Annotated in this window: 1 protein-coding gene; it reads left to right on the forward strand. The window is 56.5% G+C overall.

What is annotated here, in order from left to right:
• The first annotated feature begins 185 nt into the window (after positions 1-185).
• Positions 186-707 (forward strand): hypothetical protein, encoded by a 522-nt coding sequence (locus A37A_RS18635; protein ID WP_231363953.1) that lies wholly within the window; start codon positions 186-188, stop codon positions 705-707.
• Positions 708-871: the final 164 nt, after the last annotated feature.

Here is an 871-nt window from a genome sequence, read left to right on the forward strand (position 1 = left end):
CTGGAAACCCCATCGGCAGCCATCAGAATTATCCGTGCTCTCATCACCAACCCGGCTTTCGCATTCCTCTTGCGGACGATGTCTTCTAACTCTTCTCTCTGCTCTTCGCGAATCGGTAATGCACTTAAAATGGCTCCCATAATGAAAGCCATAATACCTAGTCTGCACTGTTATGTCACGTAATTATGACGCGATGTACTAGCCTGCGGAGGATGCCAATGGAGACGGTGGAGAAGGTTCTTGGGCTCGATCGGGAGCGCTACGAGGGATGGAACGGGCGGCATTTTCACGAGAAGCTTCGGGAGGAGCATGGGATTGAGTTGAGCTATTCCTGGGTCAGCTGTGCGTTGCAGACGGCTGGACTGCTGGGCAAGCGGAAGCGGGGGCGGGTTCATCGGCGGGAGCGAGAGCGGAGGCCGATGCGGGGGATGCTCTTGCCTGTGGACGGGAGCCCTCGTGATTGGATTCCGGGGTTGGGATGGCAGCCGGATCTGATCGCCTTACAGGACGATGCGGCGAACGAAGTCTACGAGGCCTTTTTATGCGAGGAGGAAGGGACCAAAGCGATCCTTTCGGGCTTACGGAGCGTCATTGTGGAGTCGAGGAGTGGCGCGGTGCGACGTAGGAGAGCCATAGCGGGAGCTGCCCCTTTCGGTATGACACTAGAGCCTATCCGAAAATTTGTGTGTGGGTCACAACCGAAGTAGAAGGAGATGAAAATGGAAAGGGAAGTGACCGCGAACAACGAGCAGGAAGGGCAGGACCGAGGAGGCAAGAAGCCTGGGATCAGTGCGGCGATCATTGAAGAGCTGATGAAGGACTACCAGAAGCCGGAAGATCTGGTCGGTCCTGGGGGGATCATGGAGCAGCT

It is taken from the genome of Verrucomicrobium sp. 3C (assembly GCF_000379365.1).
Classification (GTDB): domain Bacteria; phylum Verrucomicrobiota; class Verrucomicrobiia; order Methylacidiphilales; family Methylacidiphilaceae; genus Methylacidimicrobium.